Origin of the sequence: Bradyrhizobium sp. BEA-2-5 (assembly GCF_032918025.1) — a bacterium.
GTDB lineage: Bacteria > Pseudomonadota > Alphaproteobacteria > Rhizobiales > Xanthobacteraceae > Bradyrhizobium > Bradyrhizobium pachyrhizi.
Genome location: NZ_CP136629.1, coordinates 1,536,022 through 1,553,305, shown reverse-complemented (window position 1 = coordinate 1,553,305; position 17,284 = coordinate 1,536,022). Strand labels below are relative to the sequence as shown.

15 protein-coding genes and 1 pseudogene are annotated in these 17,284 nt (G+C 66.8%); 4 read left to right on the top strand and 12 right to left on the bottom strand.

Annotated elements, in window-relative coordinates; all coding sequences use genetic code 11:
* Positions 1–121 precede the first annotated feature (121 nt).
* A complete protein-coding gene (gene rsmD, locus RX327_RS07200; RefSeq protein ID WP_317249877.1) occupies positions 122–685 on the bottom strand; it encodes a 16S rRNA (guanine(966)-N(2))-methyltransferase RsmD in 564 nt (187 codons plus the stop codon).
* Positions 686–691: 6 nt separating this feature from the next.
* Positions 692–2,707 (bottom strand): pseudouridine synthase, encoded by a 2,016-nt coding sequence (locus RX327_RS07195; protein WP_317249876.1) that lies wholly within the window; start codon positions 2,705–2,707, stop codon positions 692–694.
* A gap of 128 nt (positions 2,708–2,835) precedes the next feature.
* Between RX327_RS07195 and RX327_RS07190 the strand changes: the two genes are divergently transcribed.
* On the top strand, positions 2,836–3,294 hold the full coding sequence (locus RX327_RS07190) for a nucleoside deaminase (protein ID WP_317249875.1): 459 nt from the start codon (positions 2,836–2,838) through the stop codon (positions 3,292–3,294).
* A 139-nt stretch (positions 3,295–3,433) separates the two neighbouring features.
* Here the strand turns inward: RX327_RS07190 and RX327_RS07185 are convergent, their stop codons facing one another.
* The gene (locus RX327_RS07185; protein WP_317249874.1) at positions 3,434–4,339 is read right to left on the bottom strand and encodes an alpha/beta hydrolase; all 906 of its coding nucleotides are present in this window, start codon (positions 4,337–4,339) and stop codon (positions 3,434–3,436) included.
* Between the two features lie 122 nt (positions 4,340–4,461).
* On the opposite strand from RX327_RS07185, the gene RX327_RS07180 reads away from it, so the two are divergent.
* Entirely contained in the window at positions 4,462–5,694 is a 1,233-nt protein-coding gene (locus RX327_RS07180; protein ID WP_038388024.1) for an acyl-CoA dehydrogenase family protein, read from the top strand.
* Positions 5,695–5,881: 187 nt separating this feature from the next.
* Here RX327_RS07180 and RX327_RS39210 read toward each other — a convergent pair whose 3' ends face one another.
* Together RX327_RS39210 and purD are read right to left on the bottom strand one after the other, a co-directional pair.
* Positions 5,882–7,258: an alpha/beta fold hydrolase gene (locus RX327_RS39210; RefSeq protein WP_410712144.1), complete on the bottom strand. Its 1,377-nt coding sequence runs from the start codon at positions 7,256–7,258 to the stop codon at positions 5,882–5,884.
* A 46-nt stretch (positions 7,259–7,304) separates the two neighbouring features.
* Complete coding sequence (gene purD / locus RX327_RS07165; protein ID WP_317249873.1) at positions 7,305–8,582, bottom strand: phosphoribosylamine--glycine ligase; 1,278 nt, start codon at positions 8,580–8,582, stop codon at positions 7,305–7,307.
* Between the two features lie 165 nt (positions 8,583–8,747).
* On the opposite strand from purD, the gene xseA reads away from it, so the two are divergent.
* Positions 8,748–10,370, top strand: a complete 1,623-nt coding sequence (gene xseA / locus RX327_RS07160) for an exodeoxyribonuclease VII large subunit (RefSeq protein WP_317249872.1) — start codon at positions 8,748–8,750, stop codon at positions 10,368–10,370.
* On the opposite strand, the gene RX327_RS07155 is transcribed toward xseA, so the two are convergent.
* Complete coding sequence (locus RX327_RS07155) at positions 10,367–11,164, bottom strand: dienelactone hydrolase family protein (RefSeq protein ID WP_410712143.1); 798 nt, start codon at positions 11,162–11,164, stop codon at positions 10,367–10,369. The two genes, xseA and RX327_RS07155, sit on opposite strands and share 4 nt — an antisense overlap.
* 219 nt (positions 11,165–11,383) lie before the next feature.
* On the opposite strand from RX327_RS07155, the pseudogene RX327_RS07150 reads away from it, so the two are divergent.
* Positions 11,384–11,612, top strand: a pseudogene (locus RX327_RS07150) (DUF2093 domain-containing protein).
* Between the two features lie 14 nt (positions 11,613–11,626).
* Here RX327_RS07150 and lpxK read toward each other — a convergent pair.
* The 6 genes from lpxK to RX327_RS07120 all read right to left on the bottom strand — a co-directional run bounded on the left by lpxK (position 11,627) and on the right by RX327_RS07120 (position 17,227).
* Positions 11,627–12,649: a tetraacyldisaccharide 4'-kinase gene (gene lpxK, locus RX327_RS07145; RefSeq protein WP_317249870.1), complete on the bottom strand. Its 1,023-nt coding sequence runs from the start codon at positions 12,647–12,649 to the stop codon at positions 11,627–11,629.
* Complete coding sequence (locus tag RX327_RS07140) at positions 12,642–13,976, bottom strand: 3-deoxy-D-manno-octulosonic acid transferase (RefSeq protein WP_317251213.1); 1,335 nt, start codon at positions 13,974–13,976, stop codon at positions 12,642–12,644. Before RX327_RS07140 ends, lpxK begins: the two co-directional genes overlap by 8 nt.
* A complete protein-coding gene (locus tag RX327_RS07135; protein WP_317249869.1) occupies positions 13,939–14,652 on the bottom strand; it encodes a lysophospholipid acyltransferase family protein in 714 nt (237 codons plus the stop codon). Before RX327_RS07135 ends, RX327_RS07140 begins: the two co-directional genes overlap by 38 nt.
* Positions 14,649–14,897, bottom strand: coding sequence for a DUF4170 domain-containing protein (locus RX327_RS07130; RefSeq protein WP_016848023.1), 249 nt, complete (start codon positions 14,895–14,897; stop codon positions 14,649–14,651). Before RX327_RS07130 ends, RX327_RS07135 begins: the two co-directional genes overlap by 4 nt.
* Before the next feature lie 145 nt (positions 14,898–15,042).
* Complete coding sequence (locus RX327_RS07125; RefSeq protein ID WP_317249868.1) at positions 15,043–15,852, bottom strand: 3'(2'),5'-bisphosphate nucleotidase CysQ; 810 nt, start codon at positions 15,850–15,852, stop codon at positions 15,043–15,045.
* Positions 15,839–17,227 (bottom strand): TldD/PmbA family protein, encoded by a 1,389-nt coding sequence (locus tag RX327_RS07120; protein ID WP_317249867.1) that lies wholly within the window; start codon positions 17,225–17,227, stop codon positions 15,839–15,841. The genes RX327_RS07125 and RX327_RS07120 overlap by 14 nt, the downstream gene beginning before the upstream one ends.
* Positions 17,228–17,284 lie beyond the last annotated feature (57 nt).

Here is a 17,284-nt window from a genome sequence, read left to right as displayed (position 1 = left end):
AGGCTCCGCGATACCCGGGACCATAACCACAAATGCCTCCGTTGACGAAGGCCGGGGCCCCAGCGTGCCTTCACAACACACTTTCGTGGCTATGGGTCCCTGCTTTCGCAGGGACGACAGACTAGATTGCGGCGACAGCTCGCAGAAACACGAACTCGGTATCGTCATACGCGCGCCGCTCCAGCTCCTCGTATCCTTCCGGCGTCACGAACTGCGCGGCCTTCGCCTCCTCCACCACCAGCAGCGCGCCCGGCGTGAGCCAGCCGCCGTCGCGCAGGCTCGCGAGCGCCTTCTCCGCAAATCCCTTGCCATAGGGCGGATCGAGGAACACCAGCGAGAACGGCTCGACGGGATGCGCAGGGCCGAGATCGGTGGCATCGCGGCGATAGACCTTGGTGACGCCGCCGAGGCCGAGCGCCTCGACATTGTTACGGAGCAGCGCACGCGCCTCGGCGCCGTTGTCGACGAACAGCGTGAACTTGGCGCCGCGCGAGGCCGCCTCGATACCGAGCGCCCCGGTGCCGGCGAAGAGATCGAGCACGCGCGCGTCCTCGATCGGATCGTCATAGGCGTGCACGAGGATGTTGAACACGGACTCGCGAAGGCGATCCGCCGTCGGACGAATCTCGCGGCCCGCAGGCGAAGCGAGATTGCGGCCCTTCAGCCTGCCCCCGACGACGCGCATCGACCGTTACTCGTCCCGCGGCGTCAGATCGCGCTTGCCGTGATAGCCGCGCTTGGGACGACGGGGCGGGCCATGGCCGGCCGCGTCCATCTCGTTGCGCTCGCGCGCCTCGTCGCTGCCGGTGCGCTGCACCAGCACGCGGCGGCCCTTGCGGTCGTTGATGGTTTCGCGCTTGCTCGGCTTCGGCTTCCTGGCCGGCGCATCGTCTCCGTCGGCTGCGTCACGCTGCTCCGGCCGCGTGAAGTCGGCACCCGCGATCCTGGCGATCTTCTCGCCGAGCTGCTCGCGCAGTACCCGCGTCTTGACTTCCTCGACCTTGCCTTCCTCGACCTCGCCGAGCTGGAACGGGCCGTAGGAGACCCGGATCAGCCGGTTCACCTCGAGCCCGAGATGGGCGCAAACATTGCGCACCTCGCGGTTCTTGCCTTCGCGGATTGCGAACACCAGCCAGACATTGGCGCCCTGGTCGCGCTCCAGCGTCGCCTCGATCGGGCCGTACTTGACGCCCTCGACCTCGATGCCACCCTTGAGCTGATCGAGCTGGCCCTGCGTCACCTCGCCATGCGCGCGCACGCGGTAACGGCGCAGCCATCCGGTGTCGGGATGCTCCAGCGTCCGCGCCAGGCCGCCGTCATTGGTCAGCAGCAACAGGCCTTCGGTGTTGAAATCCAGCCGGCCGATCGAGATCAGGCGCGGCAGGCCTTCGGGCAGGTTGTCGAACACGGTCGGACGTCCCTCGGGGTCGTCATGCGTCGTCATCAGGCCGCGTGGCTTGTGATAGAGGAACAGCCGCGTGCGCTCGCGCGGCGGCAACGGCTTGCCATCGACGGCGACGACGTCGTTCTGCGTCACATCCAGCGCCGGCGAGTTGATCACGCGGCCGTTGACGGTGACGCGGCCCTGCGTGACCATCTCCTCGGCGTCACGGCGCGAGGCAAGGCCCGCGCGCGCCAATACTTTGGCGATGCGTTCACCTGTCTTCGGCTTCGGCTCGGGACGCTCGCGCCGATCGTCGGTGGCGCGTTCGCGATAGGCGCCGCGGCCGCCGAAGGCGGGGCGCTTCTCGAAGATCCTGCCGTCGTCCTCGTTCTCGCGACGCGGACGGTCGGAGAAGCGGCCCTCGCTGCGCGGGTGCCCCTGCCAGTCGGTGCGACCTTCGGGCCGTTCGCGGCGCCGGCTGTCGCGGCCACCATCTTCATCATGACGATCCCAGCGCGGCCGGCCGAACTTCGGACGATCACCCTGCTCGCGGTCGTCGCGGGACCTGGAGAATCGCGGACGTTCGCTACCACCGCGATCGTCGCGCGACCGCGAAAAGCGCGGGCGCTCATCGCCGCCGCGGTCGTCGCGCGGTTTGCGATCCCGCTTTTGCCAGGGCTTCTCGTCGCTGCGGTCGCGGCCTTCGAAGTCGCGGTCGCGCTTGAAGCGCGGCCGATCGCCGAAATCGCGGCGCGGCGCATCGCCGTCTTCGCGGCGGCGGAACGGGCGGCCTTCGCCCTTGTCGCGGAACGAACCCTTGTCGCGATCGCCGCGCGAAAACTTCCGGTCGTCGAATTTGCGCTCGGCGCGCTCGCCGCGCGGCGCAAAGGTCCGCTTCTCGCCGTCACGCTCGCCACGCGGCGTGTAGGGGCGCTTCTCGCCGAATTTGCGGTCGGATGACCGGCCCTCCGAACGCGCGCCACTCCGCTGCGGACGATCGCCCGCATCAAAGTCCCGGCGCTCGCCGCGCGGTTTGAACGGGCGCTTTCCGCCCCCCTCGCCGCCGCGGTCGTCGCGCTTGAAGCGCGGCCGGTCGCCGAAATCGCGGCGCGGGGCATCGCCCTCCTCGCGGCGGCGGAACGAGCGGCCCTCGCCCTTGTCGCCGAACGAGCGCTTGTCGCGATCACCACCTTTGCCGCCGAAGCTGCGCTTGCCGAACGGCTTGTCCGATCCGCGGGAGCCGCCGGAACGGCCCTTCCCGGGCGCCCCCCGGTCCCGCCGGCCGCGCGGGGAATCGTTGTTTTTGTCGCTGTCGCGGGGCATGAATGTTCTCGCCTGGAGGTTCAATTGGGGCGCAGGGCAACCGGCGATACGCGCGCCATCTGGGCGCGACTGGCGCAAAATCGGTATCCACTCTTGCTGAAGGCGGAGCTAGTAGCAGGTTTCTGGCGATGATACGAGGCATGAAAGCCCCTTCTTTCATGGATTTGGCGCTTCTGACGGCCGAAAATGCCGGAAAGTCGGGCGAAGTTCCGATCGGATGCGTGGTCGTGCGGGGCTACGAGGTGATCGCGACCGCCGGCAACCGTACCCTGACCGACCGCGATCCGACGGCCCATGCGGAGATCCTGGCGATCCAGCAGGCCGCCGAGGCCATCGGCAGCGAGCGCCTGGTCGACTGCGACCTCTACGTGACGCTGGAGCCTTGCACCATGTGTGCGGGCGCGATCTCTTTTGCAAGAATCCGGCGGCTCTATTACGGCGCCGCCGATCCCAAGGGCGGCGCGGTGGAATCCGGCGTGCGCTTCTTTGCCTCGCCGACCTGCCACCACGCGCCGGACGTCTATGGCGCGGTCGGCGAGACCGAGTCCGCGCGCCTGCTGCGCGAGTTCTTCAGGGAGCGACGGTAAGTGACGCGATCGCGGACCCCACCGCTGTCATCATCCGCGAAGGCGGATGATCCAGTATTCCAGAGGCGGCCATGATCGCTCGATAGGACGCGGCGTACTGGATACCCGCATTCGCGGGTAAGACGAGTTTCTCTTGTGACTACCCCGCCAGGAAAAACTCCCGCAGCAGCTTCGCGGTCGCCTCCGGGGCCTCCTCGGGCAGGAAATGCCCCGACGCCACCGGCGCGCCGCTGACATTGGTGGCCCAGGTCTTCCAGGTGTCGAGCGGTGTTGTTGCCGCGCTGGCAACCCCGGCATTGCCCCACAGCGCCAGCATCGGGATCGTGATCTTCTTGCCGGCCTCGAAATCCGCCTTGTCGAGGTCGTAGTCGAAATAGGCGCCGGCGCGGTAATCCTCGCACATCGCATGCACCCGGGCGGGATCGCGGAACGGGGCGAGGTAGTGTTCGAGCGCGCGCGGGTCGATGGCGTCCAGCGTCTTCGACTTGGTCTGGCTCGCCATCTTGAAGCGCAGGAAGAACTCGCCATTGCTCGAAATCAGCGTCTCCGGCAGCGGATAAGGCTGCGCCAGGAAGGTCCAGTGATAGATCTTCAGCGCCGACAGGCGATTGAGCTTCTGCCAGTAATCATAGGTCGGTGCGATATCGAGCACGGCCAGACGCGACAGCCGGCCGGGATGGTCGAGCGCGAGGCGGTAGGAGACGCGGCCGCCGCGGTCGTGGCCGGCGAGCGCGAAGTGCACATGGCCGAGGCGCTCCATCGCCTCGACCATGGCTTTCGCCATCGCGCGCTTGCTGTAGGGCATATGGTCCTTGTCGCTGTCGGGCATGTCCGACCAGCCGTAGCCCGGCAGATCGGCGATGATCAGCGTGAAATGGTCGGCAAGCTCAGGTGCCACGCGGTGCCACATCACGTGCGTCTCGGAGAAGCCGTGCAGCAGCAGCAGCGGCGGGCCCTTGCCGCCGACGCGGGCGAAGATGCGGCCCTGCGAGGTGTTGATCCATTCGGACGCATAGCCGGGAAAAAGATCGGCGAGATCAGGCATCGGTAGCTCCTTCCCTGTCGCGGCCGCGCTGCTTCAAACTTTGTTCGGCGTTGCTGCTGGCTCAGGCCAGGTTTATGCCATCCTCAAGTCCTGCCAACAACAACATGAAACGAGGAAGTGCCATGTCGATCGATTTCGAAATTCCCGCCGAAGCCAAGGCGATCCGCGAGAAGGTTCGCAAATTCGTCCACGACGAATGCATTCCGGCGGAAAAGGAACTCGACACCAAGCCGCTTGCCGAGGTGCTGGGACCGCTGCGGAAGAAGGCCCGCGCGCAGGGCCTGTGGTGCCCGTTCGTGCCGAAGGAGTATGGCGGTATGGGCCTCGGCCCGCTCGCCAACGCCCTGGTGCAGATGGAGCTGGGCGAGAGCATGCTCGGCGCGCTTTCGATGAACACGCAGGGGCCGGACGACGCCTCGATGATGACGATCCTGGCGCATGGCACCGAGTACCAGAAGGAAAAATTCCTCAAGCCCCTGCTGAACGGCGAAAAGCGCATCTGCTTTTCAATGACGGAAAAGGCCGCCGGCGCCGATGCCACCGGCATGCAGACCACGGCGGTGAAGGACGGCAACGAGAACTACATCCTCAACGGCGAGAAATGGTTCTCCTCGTCGGCGAGCGTCGCCGACCTCGCGCTGGTCATGGCGAAGACCGATCCGAACGCGCCGCGCCACAAGCAATACTCGACCTTCATCGTCGAGCTGCCCAACCCCGGCTACCGCATCAAGCGCAACGTCGCCAACATGGCGATCGAGGGTCCGCATGACGACGTGATCCACGGCGGCCACTCCGAGATCGAGATCAAGGACCTGAAGGTGCCGGCCGACAATCTGCTCGGTGGCGAAGGCAACGGCTTCAACATGGGCCAGCACCGCCTCGCCTACGGCCGGCTGCGCCACGGCATGCACAACGTCGCCAAGGCGCAGCGCGCGCTCGACATGGCGGCCGCCCATGTGACAAAACGCTCGACCTTCGGCCAGTTGCTGGCCGACCGCCAGGCGGTGCAGTTCATGCTCGCCGACTGCGCGAGCGAGCTCTATATCGGCCGGCTGATGCTGCTGCACATCGCCTACAAGGCCGAGAAGGGCCTCGACATCCGCCAGGAGAACTCGATCGCCAAGATCTTCCACGCCCACATGGTGCACAAGGTGATCGACACCGCGATCCAGCTGCACGGCGCGCTCGGCTTCAGCCAGGATACGCCGCTGGCGAAATGGTACACCCAGGTGCGCTCGCAGCGCTTGGTCGACGGGCCCGACGAGGTGCACAAGTGGAAGATCGGCAAGAACGTCATCAAGGCGTTCCGCGAGCACGGCACCACGGCGTCAGCGGCGGGCGGGGATCTGCTCTGACCCACTTCGTCATTCCGGGGCGGCGCGATAGCGCCGAACCCGGAATCTCGAGATGAGGTGAGAAGGCGCCCACAACATCGAGATTCCGGATCGACGCGCGATGCGCGTCATCCGGAATGACCGCGTAAGGCGAGGCCTAAAGCGCGATACGATTAGGATGAATCGTCATCGCGCCTTAGGTTGTTGTTTAAGCATGATCTTTTCGGAAAACCGCTTCGCACTTTTCCGGATCATGCTTTGGCCGCTCGCCGCAAACAGCTCCCATGTCCCGGGCAGTCCCTTCAGCTCGAACGCGCCGCGCTCGGCGAATTTCAACCCGGCGCCCGCGACCAGATCGGTCACCACGCGCGACACCAGCACCTCGTTCGAGCCGCACTGCGACATCACGCGCGCCGCGGCGTGGACCGCTATGCCGCCGATATCCGCCCCCCTCACCTCGATCTCGCCGGTGTGCAGGCCCGCTCGCACCGGCAGGCCGATCTGCCGCGCGGCCGAGCCGAACGCCAGCGCACAGCGTACGGCGCGGCCGGGACCGTCGAAGGTCGCCAGAATGCCGTCGCCGGTGCTCTTCACCAGATGGCCGCGATGGCGGCCGACCATCTGCTGCGCGAGTTGATCGTGATCGTCGAGCAGACGTCGCCAACGATGATCTCCCATCGTCGCGGCGCTGCGGGTCGAATTCGACGATATCGGTGAACAGCACGGTCGCAAGCACTCGGTCGAGTTCGGCATCACCACCATCGCGATGGCCGGTGACGAATTCCTCGACATCGCCGAGCATCGCCTCGGTCTCGCCGACCCAGTAGTAGTGATCGCAGCCGGGATATTCCACGTATTTCGCGCCGGGGATCGAGCGCGCGACGGCACGGCCGAGCGCCACGGGAACGCGGGCATCGCCGGTCCGATGCAGGACAAGCGTCGGAGTCTGGAGCATCGGCAGGATCGTCGTGACGTCGATCGCGCGATTGAGAACGAGCAGCGTCCGCAACGCTCCCGGACTGCTCGACAGCCGCTCGAATTTCGCGATCTGCGCGATCACTTCTGCATTCGTTGCCTGGCTCGGCGCGACAGTCTTGACCGTGTCGCCAGAACCCCAGTTCTGCACGATCTCGTCGCAGCGCTGCTGCCACACGTCGTCCGGCTGGCGGTCCTTCGAGCGGGCAAAACTGCCGAGCAGAACGAGATGCGAAACGCGGTCCGGATAGGTTGCTGCAAACAGCACACTCATCGGACAGCCCTCGGAGAAGCCGAACAACACCGCCTTCGCGGAGCCTATGGCATCCATGATGGCCCGGACGTCGTCCATGCGCTGCTCGAGGGAGGGCGCGCCGGTCATCCGATCCGACAATCCCTGTCCGCGTTTGTCGAAGGTCACGACCCGGGCGAAACGCGACAGGCGGCGCAGTACGGCGGTGTAGCCGGGCATCTCGTGCATGAACTCGATGTGCGAGAACAGGCCGGGGACAAGGATGATGTCGACAGGGCCATCGCCCATCACCTGATAGGCGATGCTCGCGTCGGCGCTTTGCGCGTAGTGCGTCTCGGGCAGTCTGAAATCGGTCATTCGAAGGCCCCGGGGCGCGCCATTGTCGCCGCTGAGGCCGGATTGATCAACCCTTCTCCACCTCGACCGCCTGCCAGGCGATGTCGCGACGGCAGAATCCGTCCGGCCATTTGATGCGATCGATCGCCTGATAGGCGCGGTCGCGCGCCTCGGTCACGGTCTTGCCGAGCGCGCAGACATTGAGCACGCGGCCGCCATTGGCGAGGATCGCGCCGTCCTTCGCGACCGTGCCGGCGTGGAAGATCTCGACGGTCTCGACCTTGGCGGCCTCCTCCAGCCCCCCGATGCGCGTGCCCTTCTGGTAGTCGCCGGGATAGCCCTTGGCGGCCATCACCACGGTGAGCGCGGAGTCCGGATACCAGCGCAGATCGAAATTCTTCAGCTGCCCATCGCAGGCCGCAAGGAAGGCCGGCACGATGTCGCTCATCATGCGCAGCATCAGGACCTGGCACTCGGGATCGCCGAAGCGGACGTTGAACTCGAACAGCTTTGGCCCCTGCGTCGTCAGCATGATGCCGGCATAGAGCACGCCGCGGAACGGCGTGCCGCGGCTCTTCATCCCGGCAACCGTCGGCCGGATGATCTTCGCCATGATCGCGTCATGGACCTGAGGCGTCACCAGCGGCGTCGGCGAATAGGCGCCCATGCCGCCGGTGTTCGGGCCGACGTCGTGGTCGAACACGCGCTTGTGGTCCTGGGCGGAGGCCAGCGGAATGGCTGTCTCGCCGTCGCACAGCGCGAAAAAGCTGATCTCGCGTCCCGGCAGAAACTCCTCGATCACCACCTCGGCGCCGGCCTCGCCGAACGCGCCCTCGAACATCATGGCGATGGCGTCCTCGGCCTCGCGCACGGTCTTGGCGACGACGACGCCCTTGCCGGCGGCGAGGCCGTCGGCCTTGACCACGATCGGCGCGCCCTGGGCGCGGACATAGGCCACCGCGTCCTTCGCATTGTCGAAGCGGCGATAGGCACCGGTCGGAATGCCGAACTCGGTGCACAGCGCCTTGGTAAAGCCCTTGGAGCTTTCAAGCTGGGCCGCGACCTTGCTCGGCCCGAACGCCTTGATGCCGGCGGCGGTGAGGTCATCGACGATGCCGGCCGCCAGCGGCGTCTCCGGCCCGACCACCACGAGCTCGACCGCGTTCGTCTTGCAGAAGTCGATCACCGCGGCATGGTCGGCCACATCGAGCGCCACGCATACCGCCTCCCTGGCGATGCCGGCATTGCCGGGCGCGCACCAGAATTTGGTCACCAGGGGGGAGGCTGCGATCTTCCACGCCAGAGCATGTTCGCGGCCGCCGGAACCGAGCAGGAGGATGTTCATCTGTGTCGCCGATCAGAGGGGTTGTAACGCCATTTCGTCCGGTTTAGCACGCTCCCGAACCGCAGCAACACGCGGTTCGATCAGATGTGGATATGTGATTCGACGCCTGAAACGCGGCGTCCGGACCTTGCACACGGGGTCGAAAACCCCGATTCTATAGATCAGATGACCGCTGCTCCGAATCTCGTCAACGCGCCTGAATTCACCGTCTCGGAACTCTCTTCCGCCCTGAAACGGACGGTCGAGGACGCCTTTGGCCATGTCCGCGTCCGCGGCGAGATATCCGGCTTTCGCGGGGCCCATTCCTCCGGCCATTGCTATTTCGCGCTCAAGGACGAGAGCGCCAAGATCGAGGCGGTGATCTGGAAGGGCGTGCACGGCCGCATGCGCTTCAAGCCCCAGGAGGGGCTCGAGGTCATCGCCACCGGCAAGCTCACGACCTATCCGGGCTCCTCGAAATACCAGATCGTGATCGAGGCGCTGGAGCCCGCCGGCATCGGCGCGCTGATGGCGCTGATGGAGGAGCGCAAGAAGAAGCTCGCGGCCGAAGGGCTGTTCGACGAGGCGCGCAAGCAGCTGCTGCCCTGGCTGCCGGATGTGATCGGCGTCGTGACTTCGCCGACCGGCGCCGTCATCCGCGACATCCTGCACCGGCTGGAGGACCGCTTCCCCCGCCGCGTGCTGGTGTGGCCGGTCAAGGTGCAGGGCGACGGCTCGGCCGAGCAGGTCGCGGCCGCGATCCGCGGCTTCAACGCGATTGCCCCGGGCGGCAGGATTCCGCGGCCCGACGTCCTGATCGTCGCACGCGGCGGCGGCTCGCTGGAGGATCTCTGGTCCTTCAACGAGGAGATCGTGGTGCGCGCGGCGGCAGAAAGCATGATCCCGTTGATCTCCGCGGTCGGGCACGAGACCGACATCACGCTGATCGACTTCGTCGCCGACAAGCGCGCGCCGACCCCGACGGCGGCGGCCGAGATGGCGGTGCCGGTGCGCGGCGAATTGTTCGTCGAGGTTCAGGCGCTCGCCCGCCGCACCATGGTGTGCTGGCAGCGCGCCCAGGAGAGCCGCCGCAGCGAGCTGCGCGCCGCCGCGCGCGCGCTGCCGGCGGCCGGCGATCTGCTCGCGATCCCGCGGCAGCGGCTGGATCATCTCGCAGCGGGATTGCCGCGCGGGCTGAAGGCCAATACGCACGCACATTTCCGCCGCTTTGCCGCCAGCAGTTCGCGCCTCACCATCGGCGTGCTCCGCGGCCAGATCGCGCATGCGCGGCAGCGGCTCACCGCATCCGGCGAGCGCATCACGCTATCGGCGCGCGCGCTGCTGCATCGCCGCCGCGAGCGCTTCAGCGGGCTCGAGATCCGGCTCAAGGCCTCGAAGCTCGCCAACGCCAAGGCCCAGCGCAACGCCATCGCCCGCGATCTCGAACGCACCCACCGCCTCGCCGAGCGCGCCCGCCGTGCGCTGGTGACGACGATGCAGCGGCTCGAGGCGCGCGTCGCCCATAGCGGCAAGCTGCTTTCCGCGCTGTCCTATCGCAGCGTGCTCGCGCGCGGCTTTGCGCTGGTGCGCGACGAGGCCGGCCACCCCCTGCACTCCGCCGCGGCGGTCGGCCCGAATGCCGGCCTGTCGATCGAGTTCGCCGATGGCCGCGTCGCCGCCACCGCTGACGCCAATCAGCCTCCGGCAACGGTAACGCCCGAGAGCCAGCCGAAGCCTCAGCCGCGCGAGGCGAAACCGGCGGCGCCGAAGCGCGTCACCAAGCCGGTGGACCAAGGCAGTCTGTTCTAGCGCGACAGCCACTCGGCGACTTGCTTTTGCGCATCCTTGCGCGCGCCGGTATCGGTGCCGATGTGACCACGCTCGGCGATCTCGGCATCGGAGGCCGCGACCGCGTGCAGCGGCAGGTTGGGCCGGTCGAAGTCGTGATAGGCCTCGGGATAGACCACGATCCGCGCCAGCGCGCTGCGGCCGCGGGCGCCGTCGACCATCTGGTGGCAGGCCGATGACGATGTCACGTCGTCGCGCGCGCCGATCAGGACCAACGTCGGCACCCGCGCGCTCCAGCCGAGGCCGAACGAGGCGCGGCAATCCGGATAGAATGCGACCGCCGAGCGAAAATCCGGCTTGACGTTGCGCGACCACATCTGCGGCCGCACCGCCCACAGCAAAGCGGCGGCGCCGTTGCCCCAGCCGATCAGGCTGATGCGGCGCTTCGCCACCCATTTCTGCTGCACCAGCCACTGCCGCGCCGCGTTGATGTCGGCGACCCGCGCGCGGCGGGTCTGGACCTGATGCTCCCTGACGCGGCATTGCGGCCCGAGCTCGCGCGAGCCGTAGCTGTCAGGCAGCAGCACGGCATTGCCAGCCCTGAGCAGGCGCTCGGCCCAGTCTCGATAGCGCGGCAACACGGGATCGGGATGGCCACCGAGGCCGCCGCAGCCATGCAGCGCGATCACGGTCGGAAACGGGCCTGCGCCCTCGGGCTTGTAGAGCTGCGCATGGAGCGTGATATTGCCTTCGGGGATCTCGACCTGATGCGGGGCCGGGAGTGGCGAAGCGGCCGCGGCCGGCACGGCAAGCATGGCGAGGCACATGAAAACTGGCTTGAGGCGCATCCGATCCGGCCGGCTCGTTATGGCGCCGCAAACATAGCGGACCACGGCCGCAAGGCTACCATGCGCGTCTGCCGCCAAATCATCACAAGTCGGTGGTTTAACGGGCGGACATGACACCCTATCTGTGATAGACGGTTCCATCGACATCCAGATGGCCTCGTCGGAGGCAAGGCGGAGAGCTCAATCGTGCTGAACAAGTTCGGCCCCTCGGGCCATGGCGAAGCGCAGGTGCAGTATCTCGACGGCGATTTCCGCGTGATCTCGCCGGGGACCTACGTGCGCTGCGCGATCACCGACACACGGATTCCGCTCGATGAGTTGAAGTACTGGAGCGTGGATCTGCAGGAGGCCTACGCCACACCCGACGGCCGTGCTGCAGCGCCACCATCCCGGCGTCCTCAAGCCGCAGGCCTAGGCTCGACGCCGGGTTCATTTGCGCAGCCTCCTGTCCCGCGCCCTGAACAGCTGATCGGCCACCAGGCGCCGCAGCGCGTCGCCATCGTCGAATTGCAGCGTCACCGCGAACGGCACGATCGCCTGCGCCCAGGCCGGCATCCCGTCCGGACCACGCAACCGCGCGAGATCCTTTTCCGTCGTCACCAGCGTCAGTCCGTCGCCACGCGCCTCGGCAACGAGCGCTTCGATCTCCTCCTTGGTGAAGGCGTGATGATCGGCGAAAGCCTTGCTGCACACGACGTCGACGCCGCTTGAGCGCAACGTGTTGAAGAAGCGCGCGGGATCGCCGATGCCGGCAAAGGCGAGCGCACGCGTTCCGCTCAGCGCCGCCAGCGAAGCCTGGTCCGGCTTCAGATGCGCCGACAGCACCGGCTTGCCGCGGGACGCCAGATCGGCCGCAATCCTTTGCGCCGCGCTCCCCTCGCCGACCACGATCAGCGCGTCGGTCCGTTCCAGCTGCGGCACCAGCGGCGCGCGCAACGGTCCCGCCGGAATCACGCGGCCACTGCCGACGCCGCGCGTGCCGTCGATCACGATCAGGCAAGCATCCTTCGCCACCGAGGGATTCTGGAAGCCGTCATCCATCAGGATCACGCTTGCGTCCTGCGCGCGCGCCAGCGCCAGGCCTGCGGCGCGGTCGCGCGACACCACGACCGGCAAGCACGCCGCCATCATCAGCGGCTCGTCGCCGACATCGGCCGCCGTGTGGCTGTCGCGATCGACCTTGACCGGGCCAGCGAGCCTGCCGCCATAGCCGCGGCTGAGCACCACCGGCCGCTCGTCAATTTCGCGCAGCAATTTTGTCAGCGCCAGCACGGTCGGCGTCTTGCCGGCGCCGCCGACATGGTAGTTGCCGACGCAGATCACGGGAATGCCGGCGTCCACGCCGGATTGCCGCATCCGCCGTGCGGCGACCGCGCCGTAAAGCGCGGCAAGCGGTTGGAGCAGTTGCGATGTCCAAGACGACGGCCGGTACCAGAAGGCCGGCTCACGCATTCGCAGCCCCCATCTCGATGCGCAACTGCAGCAGATACGGCTCGAGCGCGGTCATGGTGCGATCGAGCGCACCGCCGAGCTGCTCGACCACGCGCTCGGAGGCCGCCAGCGACGTGTCGCGTGCCGCGGAATCCGCGAGGAACAGGCCGAGCTGCTTGACCAGCGCCTCCTGCGTATCGGCCTGGCGCGCTCCGCCGCTGCCGTCGAGCGCTTCATAGACGTCGGCGAAGTTGAAGACGTGCGGACCGTGGACAATCGCCGCGCCGAGCTTGATCGCCTCGATCGGATTCTGGCCGCCATGGTGGATCAGCGATCCGCCCATGAACACGATCGGCGAGAGACGATAGAACAGGCCAAGCTCGCCCATGGTGTCGGCGACATAGATATCTGTTGTCGCGACCGGCAGATCCTCGTGCGAGCGCAGGCCGGGGCGCAGGCCGGCCTCCGTCACCAGCCGCGCCACCGCCTCGCCGCGCGCGGCATGCCGCGGCACGATCACCGTCAGCAGGCCGGGGAAGAATCCCGCGAGCGACTTGTGCGCCTCGATCAGGATCTCTTCCTCGCCGGGATGGGTCGACGCGGCCACCACGATGGCGCGGCCGCGCGTCACCGACATCAGACGCTCCAGCTTGGCCGGATCGGCCGGCGGCGCCGCGACGTCGAGCTTGAGGTTGCCGGTGACGACGACGTTGTGGCTGCCGAGCGCGGCAAAGCGTTCGGCGTCGGTATTCGACTGCGCGAGGCAGATGTCGAACCGGCCGAGCAACGCGCCGATGGTGTTGGAGACCCGGCGCCAGCGCGGGAAGGAGCGCGGCGACATCCGCCCGTTGATCAGCACCATCGGCACCCGGCGCGCCGCGCCGGCGAGGATCAGGTTCGGCCACAGGTCGGATTCGATGAACAGCGCCAGCGACGGCTTCCAGTGATCGAGGAAGCGCGCGACATAGCGCGGAGAGTCGTACGGTACGTATTGATGGATGACGTCAGGCGGAAAGCGCTTTGCCACCACCGCCGCCGAGGTGACGGTGCCCGAGGTGAGCAGGATGCGCAGATTGAGATCGCGCAGGCACCCGATCAGCGCCGCCGCGGCCAGCACCTCGCCGACGCTGGCGCCGTGAATCCAGACCAGCGGGCCATGCGGCCGCACGTCACGGGACAGCCCCCGCCGCTCGCCGACGCGCGCGGGATCCTCCTTACCCTGCTTCAGCCGCCGCTTGATCAGTGCAGGCGCAAGCGGCACCATCGCGGACGACAGCTTGCGGTACACACGCAACGTCATCGGTAGCGAGCTAGCCAAGCGCTGCCTCCGGCCGCCCGACCGCTGCATAGGCACGTCGGGTCGCTTCGTTGAGAAGTTCCTCCACGTGCTGCCGAAGCTTTTCCATCGTCGCGGCGTCGGCGTCGGGCGGCACATAGACCGGCTCAATACCTACCACTGCGCCGCGCCCGAATGGCAAATTGATGGTGGTCGAATCCCAGTTTTTCAACCGGATGAATCGGCTGGTGACCATCGCAAAGGGGATGATCGGCCGGCCGGTCTCCCGCGCCAGCATGATGGCCCCGAGGCCCGCCACCCGCGCCCGCTTCGGCACGTCGGCCGTCGTGGCCATGTTGCAGCCGTCTTCCAGCGCCCGAACCATCTCCAGGAAGGCACCCACACCCCCCTTGCGATGGAACGCCCCGCCATGGTCACCGGAGCCGCGGATGGTGCCGATGCCGAGCCGTTCGGCCGCGATCGCATTGAACTCGCCGTCGCGGTGCCGGGAGATCAGGACCTTGGCCCGATAGCTCTCCTTGGTCTTGATGAACGGCGTCATGAAGTGCTGGCCGTGCCAGAACACGAAGATCGCCGGCATCAGTGGCTCGACGATCCCGTACACGTCATGCGGCTGGTAGCTGAAGCGGTTGGTGTACCACACCAGCCGCAGATACTCGGCCGCAAGCACACCCAGCGCGCGCTGCACGAAGCCGCTGCGCAGCAGATCGCGAAAAAGTCGTTTCAATGGGAATGCTTTGTGTCCTGCTCAGGATCGAGCAACCGGTGGAGATGAACGACGAAATAGCGCATCTGGGCGTTGTCCACGGTCTGCTGCGCCTTCGCCTTCCAGGCTGCATAGGCGGTCGCATAGTTCGGGTAGACGCCGACGATCTCGACTTCGTCCAGATTCTTGAAGGTGTTGTGCTCAAGATCGGTCAACTCGCCGCCGATCACGAGGTGAAGCAGCTGGGGCTGGGCATTGTCTGACATGATGGTGCTTTTCCTAACGAGATGCCCGGCAAACAAATGAAGTCGTGGTCGTCACAGGTCTGGTCGTCACAAGGCTGGTCGTCACAAGGCTGTCGCAACAGGTCTGGTCGTCACAATCGGAAACGCGGCACGGATCGGCGAGGCCTCACGGCAAAGGACGGCTGCGAAAATGCTCGACAATGCGTGCATGACGTTCGCGTCCTGCTGCCACCAGCACCCCATGCGTCACCTCCCGGCGATTGTACTCAATCGCGTCCCCCGAGAGCGCGGTCATCTTACCACCCGCTTCCTGCACGATCAAATTCGCGGCGGCAAGATCCCAGTCGCGGCTTTGCCCGCCTGCAAAGGCCGCGTCAAGTCGACCTTGTGCTACACGGCACAGCCGTAGCGCCAGCGATCCGATCCGCGGATAGAGCGTGATCTCGTCCGGCGTCGGGCTGAGCCGCTGCACCAGCGGCTTCGGTCCCGCCATCCGCGGAAAGTTGAAATCGGTGCCTGCGGTTGCATGCACCGCGCCGTCGTTCAGGGTGGCGCCCTGTCCGCGGGCGGCGAAGAAGAATTCCTCGCTGACCGGCGCATACACCGCCGCGAGCACCGGCGTTGCATTTTCAACCAGCGCCACACTGACGCACCAGTCCTCGCGGCCGGCGAGATAGGCGCGGGTGCCATCGATCGGATCGACGATCCAGGTGAAGCGCCTGCCGAGGCGGGCGTTGTTGTCGGCGCTCTCTTCCGACAGCCAGCCGTAGCCAGGCGTTGCCGAACGCAGCTGCTGCTCCAGCAGGTTGTTGACCGCGATGTCGGCCTCGGAGACCGGCGAGGACGCACCCTTGATCCAGTTCTTCAATTCGGTGCGGAACAGCGACGATGCGAGCCGGCCCGCTTCCTGCACCGATCTGGTCAGCAAGGCGGCATCGCGCGCCTTGGTCCAGTCGTCCGTATCAGCGTCCGCCAAGCGTCAAACCCTCGATGCGCACCGTCGGCGCATTGATGCCGTAGCGGAACTCGAGATTGTTCGCGGGCTGCATCGACTTGAAGATCTCGAACAGATGCCCGGCGATCGTCACTTCGCTGACGGGATAGGTGATCTCGCCGTTCTCGATCCAGAAACCGGAGGCGCCGCGGCTGTAATCGCCGGTGACGCCGTTGACGCCGGAGCCGATCAAATCGGTGACATAGAACCCTTGCTTGATATCGGAGATCAACTCCTTCGGCGTCACCGCACCCGGCTCGAGATGCAGATTATACGTTCCGGGCGACGGCGAGGACGACACGCCGCGATGCGCATGCCCCGTCGTCACCAGGCCGAGCTCGCGCGCGGTGGCGCAATCGAGCAGCCAGGTCGTCAGCACGCCCTCGTCGACCAGCGCGATCCTCTTCGCCGCGACGCCTTCGGCATCGAAGGTCTGCGAGCGCAGGCCGCGCCGGCGCAGCGGATCGTCGATGATGCGGATGTTGTTGGCGAAGAGCTGCTGGCCGAGCTTGTCCTTCAGGAAGCTGGTCTTGCGCGCGATCGAGGCGCCGTTGATGGCGCCGACGAGGTGGCCGACCAGGGAGCCGGCAACGCGCGGATCGAACACGACCGGCACCTTGCAGGTCTCGACCTTGCGCGGATTCGACCGCGCCACCGCGCGCTCCCCGGCCTTGCGACCAACGGTAGCAGGTGAATCGAGGTCGGAGGCATGCGGCGCGCTGGTGAAATCATAGTCGCGCTCCATGCCGGTGCCCTCACCGGAAATCGCCGTCGTCGAGATGCCGTGGCTGGAGCGCAGATAAGAACCGTGGAAGCCGGTCGACGTCACCAGCACCATGCCGCCGATCCCGGTCGAGGCCGACGCGCCGCCGGACTTCGTGACACCCTTGACCGCGAGCGCCGCAGCCTCCGCTTCGATCGCGCGCTGCTCCAGTTCGGCCGTGCTCGGAACCTTGGGATCGAGCAGGTCGAGATCGGGGAAGTCGCGCGCGAGCAGCGCGGGATCGGCGAGGCCGACATATTTGTCGTCGGGCGCAACACGCGCCATCGCGACCGCACGCTCGGCGAGCTTGGTCACGGCATCGCCGCTGACGTCGTTGGTCGAGACCACCGCCTGGCGCTGGCCGACCAGCACCCGCAGGCCGACATCGTCGCCCTCCGACCGTTCGGATTCCTCGACACGGCCGTCGCGGACCTCGACGCCTTGCGAGACGCCGCGCACCGCAACCGCATCGGCCGCATCCGCCCCCGCGCGCCTGGCCGCCTCGACCAGCCGCTGTGCAAGGTCGCTCAGGCCCGATTGGTCGAACAGATCGGAGCTATCGCCGTGTCGCGATGCAGATGGTGAAGAGTTCACGAACGAATTCCTGCGGATTGAGGGGGGCCCGGAACGAGGTCGACAGATCCACCAGAT